The following is a 14488-nucleotide window of genomic DNA, read 5'->3' as shown; positions in this document are numbered from 1 at the left end:
GAGTCATGAGCGAGCACTCCAGCGGTGACCGCGGCCGCGGCAACGCGGAGCTCAGGGAGTTCCTGCGGTCCCGCCGAGCCCGGATCAGCCCCGAGGAGGCGGGCCTCGTGCCGGAGCCGGGCACCCGGCGGGTGCCGGGGCTGCGCCGCGAGGAGGTCGCACGGCTGGCCGGGGTGAGCGTGGACTACTACGTACGCCTGGAGCGCGGCCGCACGATGAACGCCTCCGAGGCGGTCCTGGACGCCGTCGCCCGTGCACTCGGCCTGAACGCCACCGAGCGCGGTCATCTCTACGCCCTGGCCAGGCCGGCCAGGCGGCCCGGCCGGCCGCTGCCGCCGCAGCGGGTGCGGCCGGGCCTGCGCCGGGTGCTGGACACGCTGGCGTACACCCCCGCGCTCATCGTCGGCCGGCGCAGCGACGTGCTGGCCGCCAACGCCGCGGCCCGCGCCCTGTACACCGACTTCGACGCGCTGCCGGCGCGCGAGCGGAACCTGGCCCGCTACATCTTCCTGGACGAGAGCAGCCGCGAACTGTACGTGGACTGGGCGGACGCCGCGCGGGGCTCGGTGGCCGCGCTGCACCTGTACGCGGGACGGCACCCGCACGACCCCAGGCTGGCCGAGCTGATCGGCGAGCTCTCGCTGCACGACAAGGACTTCCGCCGCTGGTGGGCCTCCCACGACGTCGCGCGCCGCACGCACGGCACCAAGCGCTTCCACCACCCGGTGGTCGGCGACCTCACCCTGGAGTACGAGGCCCTGACCCCGAGCGGCGACCCCGACCAGACCCTCGGCGTCTACACCGCCGAACCGGGCTCGCCCTCGGACCACGCGCTGCGGCTGCTCTCGGACTGGGCCGGCGAGTCGGCCGCCGGACGGGCCGCGCAGACGCCGCGGGACCAGACGCAGCCTGACCGGGCCGGATCAGACAGGACGGCGGCCCGGGCCGGGACCGGCGGGAGCAGGACCGGCGGGACCGGGACCGGGACCGGGCCGGATCAGGTGCCGGAGCGGGTCCGCGCTACGGGAGGGGTCAGCCGGCCGGCGTCTCGATGAGTTCGATGAGGTTGCCCTCGGGGTCGTGCACATAGGCGTACCGCATGCCCCCGGTGGCACCGGGCGCGGGCGGCGAGACCTGGGCTGCGCCGCACTCCCCTGTCAGGTGGGCGAACGCCGCGTCCAGGTCCGCAACCCGCAGGGCGAGGTGGGCGAAGGTCTGCAGGGCGGTCGCCGCGTAGGGGTCGGCGTGCCGGAGCGGTGCGGAACCCGCCCGCTCGGTGAACTCCACCCGGAGCCCGGCCGCGTTGCGCAGCACGACGGTGCGCACCCCCGCTTCTGGCAGGTCGAGCCGCTCCTCGACGTCCGTGAGCCCGAAGGCGGTCCCGTACCAGCGCTCCTGCGCGGCCAGGTCGGCCACGGAGACGCTGATGTGGTGGAAGACGGGGACGAGCGTGGTGGTCACGGCGGGCCTCCGGGAGTGGTTCCTCGGCGCCGCCGCGGCGGTGCCACGGGCGGCGCCCTTGCCTTGCACCATGAGGTTAATATCATTCACCTGGTGAGCGGTCTTCACCTTACGGTGCCGGGGCCCCGCGCTGTCAAGCGTGGCCCTCCCTGCCCTGCGTGGCCTCCCTGCCTGCTCCGCGTGGCCCCTCCGCCCCGTCGGCGGTGGCCCGTGCTTTCGTCGGGCGATGGCCGTCACCCCGTCGGACGGTGCCCGGTACTCCGTCGACGTGCCGGGGAAACGCCTTGCCGACCGGGCCGGTCGCGGGGCAGCCTCGTGAGGTGATCGAGACACGGATACTCACGGCCGACGACTGGCGCACATGGCGTGAGCTGCGGCTGGCCGCGCTCACCGAGGCACCGGACGCCTTCGGTGCCCGGCTCGCCGACTGGCAGGGGGACGGCGACCGGGAGGAGCGCTGGCGGGCCCGGCTGGCCATCCCCGGTTCGCACAACATCACCGCCGTGCTGGACGGCCGGCCGGCCGGCATGGTCAGCGGTGTCCCGGGGCCGCGGGGGGACACCGCCGAACTGATCTCCCTGTGGGTCGGCCCCGAGGCGCGAGGGCGGGGCGTGGGCGACCATCTGATCCAGGAGGTGGAGCGCTGGGCCCTGCGCTGCGGCGTCGGCGTCCTACGGCTCGCCGTGGCCCCCGGGAACACGCATGCGGGCGCGCTCTACCGCCGTCACGGCTTCGCGGCCACCGACGAGCCGGGTGACGAGATGGCGAGCGGCGAGCGGGAGATCATCATGGTCAAGTACCTCACGGCGGAGGACCGCACCGCCAGGGACGTCACGGCCGGGGACCTCTCGGGTGGATGCGCGCCTCCCGCCGATTCCGCAGGGTGCGCACCCCGCGCCGATCCCGTCCCCGGCGGTTGAGCACCCCCCACCGCCGGTCTCCGGCGGGCGGCACGCTCCCCGCCCCTTCGGCGGTCGGGCACTTCCGGCCGCGGGCGCCGGGCGGCGGGCGGCCGCCCCGGGCTCACACCAGCCTGCGTGCCGTGGCCCAGCGGGTCAGCTCATGGCGGTTGGACAACTGGAGCTTGCGCAGCACCGCCGAGACATGGGACTCGACCGTCTTGACGGAGATGAAGAGCTGCTTGGCTATCTCCTTGTACGCATAGCCGCGGGCGATCAGCCGGAGCACCTCGCGCTCGCGCTGCGTCAGGCGGTCCAGGTCCTCGTCGACGGGCGGGGCGTCGGTGGAGGCGAAGGCGTCCAGGACGAAACCCGCGAGGCGCGGGGAGAACACCGCGTCCCCCTCCTGGACGCGGAAGACCGAGTCGATCAGGTCCGCACCGGTGATCGTCTTGGTGACGTACCCGCGGGCACCGCCGCGGATGACGCCGATGACGTCCTCCGCGGCGTCCGAGACGGAGAGCGCGAGGAAGCGCACCGGCCGATCGGCGTCGGCCATCAGGGGCGCGCAGCGGCGCAGGACCTCCACACCGCCGCCGCCTGGCAGGTGCACGTCGAGCAGGACGACCTCGGGGCGTGTGGACCTGATGACGTCCACCGCCTGGTCGACGTCCGCGGCCTCGCCGACGACCTCCACGCCCGTGAGGTCCGTCCGGCCGATCTCGGCCCGCACACCGGTACGGAACATCCGGTGGTCGTCGACGAGCACGACACGCGCCCGGCGCCCGGCCGGGTCGCGCGGCTGCTCCTGCTCGCCGCCGGACGCCTGGCCCGGGATCGCCGACCGGCCCGGCCCCTGCGCCGTGGGCCGTCCCGCGTCCGCGGGTCCCCGGCCCGTCCGCCGCCCGGGTTCGGCGGGCCCGCCGGTCGCACCCCGCTCGCTCGCCTCACTCATGACGTCGCCTCCGCCCTCTCCATCGTCAACTCGACCTCCGTGCCGCCGTCCGGCACCGCGCGGAGCCGGGCGGTGCCGCCGTGGCGCTGCATACGGCCGATGATCGATTCTCGTACGCCCATCCGGTCGGCGGGTACGGAATCGAGGTCGAACCCGGGGCCCCGGTCGCGCACGGAGACGAAGACGGACGCTCCCTCGACCTCCGCGAAGACCTGCACCGCACCGCCCCGGCCACCGTACTTGGCGGCGTTCACCATGGCCTCCCGCGCGGCCTGCATCTGCGCGGACAGCGGCTCGTCGAGCGGGCAGTCGCCGACTATGACGACCTCTATGGGCACGCCGTGCTTGTCCTCGACCTCGGCGGCGCTGCGCCGCACGGCCTCCGCCAGGGTGTCGGGCGCGGCCTCGGCGGACTCGCCCGAGGCGCCCGGCCCCGCGGGTTCGTAGAGCCAGGTGCGCAGGTCGCGCTCCTGGGCGCGGGCGAGACGGCGCACCTCCCCGGGGTTCTCCGCATTCCGCTGGATGAGGGTGAGGGTGTGCAGCACGGAGTCGTGGACGTGGGCCGCGACCTCGGCACGCTCCTGTGCCCTGATGCGCATCAGCCGCTCCTCGGAGAGGTCCTGCATCATGCGGATGAGGTAGGGGCCCGCCAGCAGGGCTATGCCGACGATCACGGCGAGCGCGGCCTGGAGCACGGAGCCGAGGTGCTCGGCCGAGCCGTGCAGCACGAAGATGCCGGTGACGCCGGTGCCGACCAGCAGCACGCCCGCCGCGGAGCGGGCCAGCGTCAGGGTCCTGCGGCGGCGGCCCGCCTCCATCCAGCGGGCCCGGCGGGCGTTGTCCGCCTGCCGCCAGACCAGGGCGACACCGGCGCCGACCAGCAGGGTCGGCCAGAGATAGGCCTTGGCGGGACCGCCGAGGTCGACATTGCCGACGAAGACGCCGGCGACCACGACCATCGCGAGCAGGGCGACGATCTGGCCGCGGTCCGGCTTGCGTGCGACGAGCCTGCGGTGGCCGTCACGGGTGGTCTCGGCGGAGACCAGGGGCCGGTCGGCGGCCACCCCGCCGACGCCGAGGGGCACGAAGAACCAGAAGGCCGCGTACAGCAGCGCGCCGAGGCCGTCCGCCATGAACAGGCCCGCGAACACGATCCGCACCCAGATCACGGGCAGGCCGAGGTGCCCCGCGAGCCCTCGCGCCACGCCCCCGAGCCAGCGTCCGTCACTGCTGCGGTAGAGCTTGCGCGGGGGCCGCGGCTCCTCGACGGGGGCGGCGGCTTCCGGCATGGCAGAGATGGTCACATGCCCAGACGGGCCCTCGCATCAGGGTGGAACCCCTAGACGTCCCCGATCATCGGGGCCGCGGGCCCCCCGCGGCCCGGTCAGGGAAGGTCAGGGGCGGATATCAGGGATCGGCCAGGGTCGTCCCGACTGCCGTACCGCGACCGGTTGCCGTCACCATGGACCCATGACGGATCAGCACCACGCCGCGCCGGGCCCGGAGCCCCGGCCGGGCACCGGCGGGCAGGGCCCGGGTGCGGCTGCCGCCGGGCCCGGGGCGCGCTCCGCCGGGCCGCGGCAGGGTGCCGGCGAGCCGGCACCGGGGGCCGCGGGGTTGCCCGGTGCCCTGCGCCGCGACCGCAGGCAGAAAGTGCTCGGCGGCGTCTGCGCGGGCCTGGGGCGGCACTGCGACCTGGACCCGGTCATCTTCCGGATCGTGCTCGCGGTGCTGTCGGTCACCGGCGGCGTCGGCCTGATCTTCTACGGCTTCGTCTGGCTCTTCGTGCCCTTCGAGGACGACGAGGAGAACGAGGCGCGCAGGCTGCTCTCCGGCCGGGTGGACGGCCCGGCGCTGACCGCGGTGCTCTGCGCCCTGGTCGGCTGCGGCCTCTTCCTCTCCATGCTGGGCAACGGCGACGTGCTCACCTTCGGTGCCACGGTCACGCTCCTGCTGGCCGGTGCCGGTTACTGGTCGCGCCAGCGCGGCGCGGCTGATCCCGACCCGCTGGCCGCACAGGCCGCGGCCGACGCCCCGCCCGAGGCCAAGGCGCCGCCCGCGCCCTCGTCCTTCCCCTCCTGGTGGCGTGACCCGATCGTCAAGGACGGCACCCACGACGGAGGCACGGGATACCTGTGGGGCCCCACGGACCTGGACGACACCAGCACCCTGCGGAACGTCGCCCGCACCTCCCGCTGGGAGGTCGGCGGCCGTGTGCCGCGGGTGCCGGCGGGGCGCGGCCCGCGCTGGATAGCCGGCTGGGTGTTCCTCCTCGCGCTGGCCGCCGGTGCTGCGGGCACCGCCCTGACCTGGCGCACCGACGCGCTGGGCACCAGCCTGCAGACCGGCCTCGCCTGTGCGCTCGCGGTGTTCGGCGCGGGCATCGCCGTCAGCGCCCTGCTGGGCAGGACGGGCGCCGGCTCCATCGTGCTGGCGGTGGTCACGGCCGGACTGCTCGCCGCCTCCTCCGCCGTGCCGAAGAACATCACCACCGACTGGATACGCACCACCTGGGCCCCCGCCACCGCCGCGCAGCTCAGCCCGCAGTACGAACTGGGCACCGGGGACGGCACACTCGACCTCAGCCATGTGGCCGTCGCCGGCGGCAGCACCCTGAAGACCCGTGCCGAGGTCGGCATGGGCCGCCTCAGGGTCGTCGTCCCCCGGGACACCGCGGTTCGCCTGTACATCACGGTGGGCCTCGGCGACATCCAGGTGCCGAACCACGGCCGCCAGGACGTGGACGTGGCCCCCGGCAAGGAGAGGAGGCTGACGTTGCCCGCACGGGGCGCCCACGCGCGCGCAGGCACCCTCGATCTGCACCTCGAAGTGGGCCTCGGCCAGGCGGAGGTGAGCCGTGCTGCGGCATGACTTCCAGCCCGGCAAGCTGGTCGCGGGCGTGTTCCTGACCGGCGCGGCGATCGTCTTCGGCGGCGACGCGCGCGGCCTGTGGAGCGTTCCGTGGTTCGCCATGCCGCCGATCGTCGTGGGCGGTCTCTGCCTCGCCGCCGTCACCGGCGCGCTCTCGTACGCGGTGCGCCACCGCCGCCGGCAGCGCGGCGCCGGCTCACGGACGGCGGCCCCCTCCAGCGACGCGGAGCCGCACGGCCACGGCGGGAAGGTCCTCTGAGCGCCGCACCCGGGCAGACCCACGCACCGCTCCACCGGCGCCCGCGAAACCGCGGCCGCACGACGACCGACACGGGCGGGTCGACGGCCGGGGTGCGGACCGCGGGGGCAGACCGTGCGCGCGCCCCTGCGCCCTTGTGCCTTCGCACCTTGCGGCCTTGAGCCGTGGCACCTTGCGACCTCGCGCCCGCGCCTCGCGCCCTTGAGCCCGGGTCCCCGAAGGACCCGGGAAGCCCTCGGACGGGGGAGGAACGCACGGCCCTGCACGGATGCGGAGCGAACGCCCCGGGCGGAGGGTGAGCGGATCCCCTTGGACAGACGGTGAGCCGTCGAGCCGTTCCATCCGTATTGTCTCTTGACAGCTAAACCGACCTGACGGCACTGGCCGGCGCGAGAGGTGGCAGGGACCGATGGCTCACGAATGGCGCGCTGAGGCGCAGACGGGGTACGCGGAGGGCGGCGCCGGGGGCCCGGCCGACAGAAACCCGCTGAACAGCCCCCTCAGCCCGGCCCTCGGTGCCGGCACCGGCGCGGCACGCGGCCTCCCCTTCCTCGCCCTCCTGCCGCTGCGGATCTTCCTCGGCGTCACCTTCGTCTACGCCGGCCTCGACAAGCTCACGGACAGTTCCTTCCTGGCCGCGTCGGGCGCCGGATCGCTCGGCGAGACGATGCACGCGGTACGGGCCTCCGCGGCCGTTCCCGCGCTGGTCGACCTGGCCCTGAAGAGCCCCGTCGGCTTCGGCTACGCCATCGCCTTCGGTGAACTCGCGGTCGGCCTCGGCGTGCTGGTCGGCCTGCTGTCCCGGGTCGCCGCGGCCGGCGGCGCGCTGATCTCGCTCAGCCTGTGGCTGACGGTGAGCTGGGCGACCACGCCCTACTACTACGGCAACGACCTGGTGTACCTGGTGGCGTGGCTTCCGCTGGTGATCGCCGGTGCGCCGGCCCTCTCCCTGGACACCCTGATACGGCGCGCCCGGGTCCGCCGCTCGGCGTCCGTCGTCTGACGGTGTCCGTCGTCCGACGGCGGCACCGTCCGCGCCGGCACCGGTCAGCACAGCGCCCGTCCGCGCCGGCACCGGACCGCACCGGCACCGCACGGCTCCCGGCCGTCCCCGTCGTGCCCCGCACGACCGACCGACGAGCCGGTCGTGACGGACCCGTCAGTCGGTCGTGACGTCGATGGTGCAGGTGTTGGTCTCCGTGCCCGAGGCGGTGACGACCTGGACCTCGACCCTGCCCGGTTCGACGTCGACCGGCACGGGAACGGTCAGCACGGTGTCCGAGGGGTTGCTGAAGCCGCCGGGCACCGGGACCAGCGGGACGTGCACGTGCACGGCGCCGATCCGGACGACGGTCCTGGCCAGCCGGTCGGCGCCCTGCGCGCCGGGCGGCACGAACCCGGCGCCGCGGATCTCGATGTCGTCGCCGGTGCGGATCGGCCCGTCCAGGTCGCCCGCCTCCCGGGCCCGTACCACGGAGAGGATCACGGCCCGGCCGCCCTCCGCGTACTTCCCGGCGAGGTAGGTGGCGGCCGAGACCAGCACGAGCAGCGCCAGGCCCCAGGGCACGTCGGGCAGTTGCTCGGGCCGCCGGGCCAGCCGGACGGCGGCGAAGACCAGGGCCACGGCGGTGATCACGACGTACTGTGTGTCGGCGAAGTCGGCCCGGCCCGCGTCATCGGTGAGCAGATCGGCGGCACGCGGCCGCTCGGCGCGCACCTTCTGAAGCCGCTGGCCGCGGATGCGCAGCGCCACCACCCGCCGTACCAGCACCGCGACCCCGCAGACCACGGCCACCACCGTGACCACTCCGGCGCCCCGCGCCAGGTCGAGGCCGTCGATCAGGGCGTCACGCTCCCGGTGTCCCGAGGCGCCTGCCAGCTCACCGGCGAGCACCAGCACCGCGAAGACGGCGAAGAGGACCCAGCAGGCGGCGACGGCGCGCGAGGTGGAGAGCCGGTTGTCCTCGCCGATCACGGGAGCGAGCACACCGCCGCGCGATCGGTGCAGACGGCCGGCGGCGGTCAGCCCTCCGCCGACGACCACCGCCGCGAGCAGACCTGCGGTGCGCGCGCTGCTCCAGCCGGCGCCGATCGCGGTCAGCGCCTGCACCACCAGCAGGACGACCGCACCCGCCCACACGGCCCAGAGGGTGCGCGGCCACAGCGACGCGGTCCAGGCATCGCCCTCGGCCCTGCTGCGTTCGGCGACCACGCCCGCGGACTGGGTCAGCTCGTCGGAGACCCACTGACGGGAGGCGCCGGCCGAGTGCGCCACGGCCGCGGGAAGGCCCTTGCCCTGCGCGAACTCCTCGCGTCTGGCGACGAACGCGGCCACCGCACGCCGGTGCCCCTCCCGCGCCCCGTGCGGGCAGTCGCCGCATGTGCAGCCACCCTCGTGCGTGCCCTGCTCCGCCTCCTGCACCGCCACGCGACACTTCCGCCTTCCGCGCCTCAGGCGCTGTCGATCCCGCTCCGGGTCTTGCGAGGGCTCGCCACGAGCCGGCACCGCGCGGGCCGCCCGCCCGCTGCGCGCCCGAGCGCGAGCGCTCCGCGGGCCCGCAGCGAGCCCGCGCGTGAACACCTCGGACCCCAGGGATTGTGCCGTACCGGCACGGCGCGTCGGCCGACAGGTCCGCCCGGTACGGATGGGCGGTGGGTGACGCGGCCGCACCCGTGTTGACGCGGCGCCGCCCCGGGCGGCCGCGGTTGTTCGGAACAGGCGAGAACGCGCTGATCAACGCCGTGCCGCTGTTCGGAACAGCCGAATCCTCTTGTCCGTCCGGAGCCGGGCGCGAACAGTGGTGCGTGCCGCCCGGCCGGGCCGGTCACGGGGGACGACGTCGCGGGGGACGACGGTCGTGCGGCCCGGCCGAGGTCGTCGGCACGGGGGGAGACGGGCGCCAGAGCCCGGGGCACGGGGGATCGGGTCCGGGCCCTGGCGCCCGCTTGGCCGCGGCGCCCTGCTCGGCCCTGGCACCCTGCTCGGCCGGAGGACGACGACGGCACGCGGACCCCGGCGCGGGTGGATGGTCGCGACGGGAGGGGCCGCGGCCTCAACCACCGGGGGGCGGGGGGACGTGGGTGGGAGCCGGGACCGGATCGAAGCGGAAGACCTGGCCGGCGTCGCCGCCGGTGCACGGCATCTGAAGCACCTGCACGCCCTTGCGCTCGGTCGCGCCGGGCACGGTCACACAGGCGCCGGTGTGCAGCAGCCGGATGCGGTACCCCTCCACCGGGGCCGCGACCTTCTGCATCCGGAACTTCTCGGCGTCGCCGCGGTGGCCGCAGTAGTCGTCGCCCATCGGGGCCGCGTCCTTCATGGCGCCGCCCGCCACGCCGAGGCAGCCCAGGCCCATGGCCGGGTGCAGGGAGTGGATCCAGTAGGTCCCGCTCTCGGCGGGCTGCACCTCGTAGACCGGAATGCTGCCCGCGCAGTCGAGCTGGTGGACGTCGCCCGACTCCTCGCCGTCCACCTCGGCCAGGCAGTAGGAGGTGGCGGCCGAACGTATCCGGTACGTGCCCGGTTTCGGTCCGCCGCCGCTCGCAGCGTCGCGGGTGAGAGCGTCACCCGTGAAGGCGAGCACCGCGTAGGTCACGGCGGCGGCCAGCACCACCAGGCCGAGAACGGCCGCGGCCAGCCGGCCGCCGGTGCGCAGTGGTGCGGGCAGCCAGGGTGGCATGCGGCGCGGCGTCTGTCCCCCGCGGGCACGTCCGCCGTCTCCGACCAGGAGGTCGGACGCACCGAACGGGGCGCCGTCGTCCGCGACGCGGTGCTCCCCCCGCCGCGGTTCGGGCGATGCGGCGGCAGCGCCGGACACCGCGGCCCCGCCGGATGCCGTCGCAGCGCCGCGGGCGGCGGCATCGTCGTGCGCGGTGGGCCCGGGCCCGGCGGGGGCCGTGGAGACCGCGGGGCCGCCGGGGGCTTCGGGTGCACCGGCGGGCCCGGCACCGGCCGGGGCTCCGGCACCGGCGGCTCCGGCACCGGCGGCGGCCTCCTGACCTGCGGCGCCGTGACGGTCCGGGCCGTCGGGGTCGTCGGGGTCGTACAGATCCGGGCTGCTGGGCCCCACCGCTCCGGAAGCGATCTCCGCATGGACGCGCAGCCAGGTCCGCACACTTGCGGCATCGCCCCCGCAGGCCCGTACGAACGCCGCGACGACGTCCCTGCGCGGCAGTGAGCGGCGGCCGAGCGTACTGGCCAGGGTGCTGGAGGGCAGGATGTCGCCCGACTCCTCGGCGCGCGCGGCCAGTTGGCGGTACGTCAATCCGGACCAGTCCTTGAGCGCCCGCATGCGCAGGACGAACGCGGTCGACGTCACCGCTCCCCTCAGATCCGGCGCAGCAGCCACGCGTCCACCCCTCTTCACGTCGCCGCGGCCCTCCCGGCGGCGTACGGCACCGGACACGCTGGCAGAGCCGTATGCGGCGGACAAGACACGTCCTGGCCTCCGGGCCACCCGCAGATCACATACGGCCGAAAGCCATCGGAACGCCCCCGGCCGCAGGAAGCCGCCGGCCCGCCCGGCCCGCCCGGCCCCCGGGGCGAGACGGACCGCGACCTGCCGGGAGCAGCGCACACGGGCGGCGCTGGCCGCCGCCGCCGAACCCGGCCTCCCGACGGCCGGGGCGGTGCACGAGCCCGCGCCCCGGCACCGCCGGACGGCCCCCGGCGGTACTCACCGCGCGGGGGGAACCCCGCTCACTCCCACTCGATGGTCCCCGGCGGCTTGCTGGTGATGTCGAGGGTCACGCGGTTGACCTCGGCGACCTCGTTGGTGATCCGGGTCGAGATCCTGGCCAGGGTGTCGTAGGGCAGGCGGGACCAGTCGGCCGTCATGGCGTCCTCGGACGAGACGGGGCGCAGCACGATGGGGTGGCCGTAGGTGCGCCCGTCGCCCTGAACGCCCACGCTGCGGACGTCCGCGAGCAGCACGACCGGGCACTGCCAGATCTCCCGGTCGAGACCGGCTGCCGTCAGCTCCTCGCGGGCGATCGCGTCGGCCTCGCGGAGCAGGTCGAGCCGCTCCCTGGTGACCTCGCCGACGATCCTGATGCCGAGCCCGGGACCGGGGAACGGCTGGCGGTGGACGATCTCGTCGGGCAGGCCCAGCTCCGCGCCGACCATCCGGACCTCGTCCTTGAAGAGCTTGCGCAGGGGCTCGACCAGTTGGAACTCCAGGTCGTCCGGGAGGCCGCCGACATTGTGGTGGGACTTGATGTTGGCCGTACCGGTGCCGCCGCCGGACTCGACGACGTCCGGATACAGGGTGCCCTGGACCAGGAACTCGACCGGGTGGTCACCGGGCGCCTCGGCGACGATCTCCGCCTGGGCCTGCTCGAAGACCCGGATGAACTCCCGCCCGATGATCTTCCGCTTCTGCTCGGGGTCGGAGACGCCCGCGAGGGCGGCGAGGAAGCGCTCCTGGGCGTCCACCACCTTGAGCTGGACGCCGGTGGCCGCCACGAAGTCCTTCTCGACCTGCTCGGTCTCGCCCTTGCGCATCAGGCCGTGGTCCACGTAGACGCAGGTCAACTGGGAGCCGATGGCCTTCTGGACCAGAGCGGCGGCGACCGCCGAATCCACTCCGCCGGACAGGCCGCAGATGGCGCGGCTGCTGCCGACCCTGGCCCGGATCTCCGCCACCTGCTCCTCGATGACGCTGCCGGTGGTCCAGGACGGCTCGATGCCGGCGCCGCGGTACAGGAAGTGCTCCAGGACCTGCTGCCCATAGGTGGAGTGCATCACCTCGGGGTGGTGCTGGACGCCGTAGAGCCGCCGCTCGTCGTTCTCGAAGGCGGCGACCGGGACGAGTTCCGTGGCGGCGGTGACCGTGAAGCCGGCGGGGGCAGCGCTGCACGCGTCGCCGTGCGACATCCAGACCGTCTGCTCGGCGGGGGTGCCTTCGAAGAGGGTGGAGCCGGGCCTGGAGACGGCGAGGGAGGTGCTGCCGTACTCCCGCGCGCCGGTGTTGTCGACCGTGCCGCCCAGGGTGGTGGCCATGAGCTGGAAGCCGTAGCACATGCCGAAGACGGGGACGCCGGCCTCGAAGAGCGACCGGTCGATGCCGGGGGCGCCCTCCGCGTAGACCGACGAGGGGCCGCCGGAGAGGATGATCGCCGCGGGTTTCCTGGCGAGCATCTCGGCTACCGGCATGGTGCTGGGCACGATCTCGCTGTACACCCTCGCCTCGCGTACGCGGCGGGCGATGAGCTGGGCGTACTGCGCACCGAAATCGACGACCAGGACGGTGTCGGGGGCGGCGGGGGATGCTGAGGGCACGGGTGCGGCCTTCCGGCATGGGGCAACGGACGCAGCCCGGCCACCGACGGTGCGGGACCGGACGCTGCGAAAGATCTGTGCCTCGATTCTAACGGGGCCCGCCGGCCGCCCCCCGAGCCTGTGGACAACTCCCCGCGGACCGCTTCGGCGCACGTCAGCGGACCGGCGCGGCGCACGTCGCGGGGGCGGGCGCGGGGCGTGGCCGGCCGGTCACGTGCCGCGGCCGGAGCCGCCTGGAGTGGGGCAGGGAAGCCCCGGGCACCACATTCCCTCATGACAGGTAAGGATCAACATGTCAGGTCACTCCTGCATGCCGTGCGGAGAGTGTGGAGACGGACTGGCGCCCTGAGCCTTCGCCACGCCCTGCTCGGCCTCCTCGCCGACCGGTCCGCCAGCGGGTACGACCTGATGAAAACCGTTCGACACCTCGCTCGCCCACGTGTGGCCGGCCAGAGCCAGACGTACGGCGAGTTGGGCCGCCTCGCGGAGGCCGGGTGGGCCGTCGGACAGCTCGGCCCACGGCGGGGCGCCGGGGACACCCGCCCGGCCGCCGGTGTCGGCGACGGCGGCGACGGCGACGGCGACGGCGACGGCGACGGCCGGAGGGGTCCTCGTGAACGACCGAACCCACACCCGTCACGACCGGCAGGAGCACTCGTCACGGCCGACCGGAAGCCCGCCCCGGCCGAGGGGAACGCTCGCCCCGACCGGCCGGAGGGTCCGCCTTGACCGGGAGCGGGAGCGTACGGGCATACTGGGCCCGTGACCGAGCAGCGCACCTTCCTCTTTACCTATGGCAACCGGCCCGCCGGCTGCCGTGGTCGTGCTGCTTGATCCACTGACAAGCGACTTCCCAGGCGCCCCGGGCCGAAAGGTCCGGGGCGCCTGTGCGTGGTCCGGGACCCTCCGCCCGGGGAGCCTTCCCAGACCGTCCGCAGAGGAGCCCAGCAGATGAGCAGCACCACCGAGGCCGGCGACCCCACCGGAGCCCGTACCACCGAGGCAGCCGAGCTGATCGACGACGCGCGCGACAGGATCGACACGCTCGACGACCGGATCATGGGCCTGGTCCAGGAACGCATGGCCGTCTCCACCGTCATCCAGGAGTCCCGCATCGCCTCCGGCGGTCGCAGGGTGAACCTGTCCCGCGAGATGGCCGTCCTCAGCCGCTACAGGGACGCGCTCGGCAAGCCCGGCACCGCGCTCGCCATGACCCTGCTCGAACTCTGCCGCGGCCGCATCTGAACCGGCCCCGGGCCTCGCGGGACACACTCCCCAGGAGGGCTCCCCGATGTCCCCGAGGCCGCTCGTAAGGCACCCGGGAACACATCCCGGAAGGACGGGAGCCCCTCACCCGTACGGCCCGTGACCCCCCGCGCCCGGGCCTCGTTGGTGGTGGTGTCCGCGCCGGCCGGGCGACCCGCGAGAACCGCGTACGGCCCTTCCGGCGCGGGGCATTCGGCTCTTCCGGAACGAGAGGGAGGCACGGGTCGTGCCGTGCACCGTGGGACCTCGTTCCGGACGAAGGTGACCGGGCGGCAGGGGACAGCAGCCCGGTCACCCTGGAGAACGGCCGGCTCCGGGGACGCCCGGAGCCGGCCGGGCGGCCGTGGACTCCCCGAGCGCCGCGCACTCCCCCAGCGCCGCGGATCCCCCTCCGGAGCGCAGCGCCCGAGAGCCGCACCCGCCCGGCCCTCCCAGGACGGCGGCGCGAAGCGCCCGCTGGGCCGCCGCACAACGACGCATCCGCGCACCGCCGTTCA

The 14488-nt window shown here is 74.8% G+C and carries 12 protein-coding genes; 6 read left to right on the top strand and 6 right to left on the bottom strand.

Translation table 11 applies throughout. The features are described from left to right. The first annotated feature begins 5 nt into the window (after positions 1-5). A complete protein-coding gene (locus IE313_RS14625) occupies positions 6-1055 on the top strand; it encodes a helix-turn-helix domain-containing protein (RefSeq protein ID WP_189932067.1) in 1050 nt (349 codons plus the stop codon). Here IE313_RS14625 and IE313_RS14620 read toward each other — a convergent pair. Further along, entirely contained in the window at positions 1033-1533 is a 501-nt protein-coding gene (locus IE313_RS14620; protein ID WP_189932065.1) for a VOC family protein, read from the bottom strand. The two genes, IE313_RS14625 and IE313_RS14620, sit on opposite strands and share 23 nt — an antisense overlap. Before the next feature lie 248 nt (positions 1534-1781). On the opposite strand from IE313_RS14620, the gene IE313_RS14615 reads away from it, so the two are divergent. Continuing rightward, positions 1782-2381, top strand: a complete 600-nt coding sequence (locus IE313_RS14615; RefSeq protein ID WP_189932063.1) for a GNAT family N-acetyltransferase — start codon at positions 1782-1784, stop codon at positions 2379-2381. 103 nt (positions 2382-2484) lie between these two features. Here IE313_RS14615 and IE313_RS14610 read toward each other — a convergent pair whose 3' ends face one another. Together IE313_RS14610 and IE313_RS14605 are read right to left on the bottom strand one after the other, a co-directional pair. Beyond that, positions 2485-3315 carry a LuxR C-terminal-related transcriptional regulator gene (locus IE313_RS14610; RefSeq protein ID WP_268256706.1) on the bottom strand — a complete coding sequence of 277 codons (831 nt, stop codon included), beginning with the start codon at positions 3313-3315 and terminating at the stop codon, positions 2485-2487. Further along, entirely contained in the window at positions 3312-4604 is a 1293-nt protein-coding gene (locus tag IE313_RS14605; protein WP_189932061.1) for an ATP-binding protein, read from the bottom strand. Before IE313_RS14605 ends, IE313_RS14610 begins: the two co-directional genes overlap by 4 nt. A gap of 181 nt (positions 4605-4785) precedes the next feature. On the opposite strand from IE313_RS14605, the gene IE313_RS14600 reads away from it, so the two are divergent. From IE313_RS14600 to IE313_RS14590, 3 genes are all read left to right on the top strand, one after another. Continuing rightward, positions 4786-6186: a PspC domain-containing protein gene (locus IE313_RS14600; RefSeq protein ID WP_189932060.1), complete on the top strand. Its 1401-nt coding sequence runs from the start codon at positions 4786-4788 to the stop codon at positions 6184-6186. Further along, a complete protein-coding gene (locus tag IE313_RS14595; RefSeq protein WP_229924631.1) occupies positions 6173-6445 on the top strand; it encodes a CD34/podocalyxin family protein in 273 nt (90 codons plus the stop codon). The genes IE313_RS14600 and IE313_RS14595 overlap by 14 nt, the downstream gene beginning before the upstream one ends. 409 nt (positions 6446-6854) lie before the next feature. Further along, on the top strand, positions 6855-7448 hold the full coding sequence (locus IE313_RS14590; protein ID WP_189932058.1) for a TQO small subunit DoxD: 594 nt from the start codon (positions 6855-6857) through the stop codon (positions 7446-7448). Between the two features lie 156 nt (positions 7449-7604). Here IE313_RS14590 and IE313_RS14585 read toward each other — a convergent pair whose 3' ends face one another. The 3 genes from IE313_RS14585 to guaA form a co-directional block, all read right to left on the bottom strand. Further along, positions 7605-8873 (bottom strand): hypothetical protein, encoded by a 1269-nt coding sequence (locus tag IE313_RS14585; RefSeq protein ID WP_189932056.1) that lies wholly within the window; start codon positions 8871-8873, stop codon positions 7605-7607. A gap of 625 nt (positions 8874-9498) precedes the next feature. Continuing rightward, a complete protein-coding gene (locus IE313_RS14580; protein ID WP_189932054.1) occupies positions 9499-10794 on the bottom strand; it encodes a helix-turn-helix domain-containing protein in 1296 nt (431 codons plus the stop codon). Between the two features lie 350 nt (positions 10795-11144). Continuing rightward, positions 11145-12725, bottom strand: coding sequence for a glutamine-hydrolyzing GMP synthase (gene guaA, locus IE313_RS14575; protein ID WP_189932051.1), 1581 nt, complete (start codon positions 12723-12725; stop codon positions 11145-11147). Between the two features lie 951 nt (positions 12726-13676). On the opposite strand from guaA, the gene IE313_RS14570 reads away from it, so the two are divergent. Then, positions 13677-13970, top strand: a complete 294-nt coding sequence (locus IE313_RS14570) for a chorismate mutase (RefSeq protein WP_189932049.1) — start codon at positions 13677-13679, stop codon at positions 13968-13970. The last annotated feature ends 518 nt before the right edge of the window (positions 13971-14488 follow it).

The sequence above is a fragment of the Streptomyces sulfonofaciens genome, assembly GCF_014656295.1.
Taxonomy (GTDB): domain Bacteria; phylum Actinomycetota; class Actinomycetes; order Streptomycetales; family Streptomycetaceae; genus Streptomyces; species Streptomyces sulfonofaciens.
This window is presented reverse-complemented; position numbering and strand designations above follow the sequence as displayed.

What these genes read in the sequence shown, in the direction of transcription:
- IE313_RS14605 (WP_189932061.1), bottom strand. Translation starts at nt 4,604, where the DNA reads ATGCCGGAAGCCGCCGCCCCCGTCGAGGAGCCGCGGCCCCCGCGCAAG.
- IE313_RS14625 (WP_189932067.1), top strand. Translation starts at nt 6, where the DNA reads ATGAGCGAGCACTCCAGCGGTGACCGCGGCCGCGGCAACGCGGAGCTC.
- IE313_RS14570 (WP_189932049.1), top strand. Translation starts at nt 13,677, where the DNA reads ATGAGCAGCACCACCGAGGCCGGCGACCCCACCGGAGCCCGTACCACC.
- IE313_RS14620 (WP_189932065.1), bottom strand. Translation starts at nt 1,533, where the DNA reads ATGGTGCAAGGCAAGGGCGCCGCCCGTGGCACCGCCGCGGCGGCGCCG.
- IE313_RS14600 (WP_189932060.1), top strand. Translation starts at nt 4,786, where the DNA reads ATGACGGATCAGCACCACGCCGCGCCGGGCCCGGAGCCCCGGCCGGGC.
- IE313_RS14590 (WP_189932058.1), top strand. Translation starts at nt 6,855, where the DNA reads ATGGCTCACGAATGGCGCGCTGAGGCGCAGACGGGGTACGCGGAGGGC.
- IE313_RS14610 (WP_268256706.1), bottom strand. Translation starts at nt 3,315, where the DNA reads ATGAGTGAGGCGAGCGAGCGGGGTGCGACCGGCGGGCCCGCCGAACCC.